Origin of the sequence: Paraburkholderia sp. BCC1876 (assembly GCF_902833695.1) — a bacterium.
Taxonomy (GTDB): Bacteria; Pseudomonadota; Gammaproteobacteria; order Burkholderiales; family Burkholderiaceae; genus Paraburkholderia.
Genome location: NZ_CADFGI010000041.1, coordinates 1 through 596, shown reverse-complemented (window position 1 = coordinate 596; position 596 = coordinate 1). Strand labels below are relative to the sequence as shown.

1 protein-coding gene is annotated in these 596 nt (G+C 65.9%); it reads left to right on the top strand.

Annotated elements, in window-relative coordinates; genetic code table 11:
• The coding region (locus tag HWY05_RS37650; protein ID WP_176061478.1) for an efflux RND transporter permease subunit at window positions 1-596 on the top strand (596 nt) is incomplete at both ends.

Below are 596 nucleotides of genomic sequence, written 5' to 3'. Positions count from 1 at the left end.
GGCACCACGCCGCCGCAGATCCTCAACTACAACGCCTCGACCGTGCCGGTGCTGCAGATCGCGCTGACCAGCAGCACGCTGGACGAGCAGAAGCTGGAGGACTACGCGGAGAACTTCATCCGCCCGCAACTGCTGTCGGTGCCCGGCGTGGCGATCCCGACGCCCTATGGCGGCAAGACCCGCGAGGTGCAGATCGACCTCGACCCGCAGGCGCTGCAATCGAAGGGGCTGTCGGCGCAGGACGTGGCGCACGCGCTGGCGCAGCAGAACCAGATCATCCCGGCCGGCACGCAGAAGATCGGCCGCTTCGAATACAACATCAAGCTCAACAACAGCCCGCTCTCGCTCGACGCGTTGAACGACCTGCCGATCAAGTCGGTCGACGGCACGACGATTTATATCCGTGACGTCGCGCATGTGCGTGACGGCTACCCGCCGCAGGGCAACATCGTGCGCGTGGACGGCCGCCGCGCGGTGCTGATGAGTATCCTGAAGAACGGCTCGGCATCGACGCTCGACATCATCGCGGGCGTGAAGGCGAAGCTGCCGCTGGTCGAACAGACGCTGCCGCCGGGCCTGAAGCTCGTCACGATGGG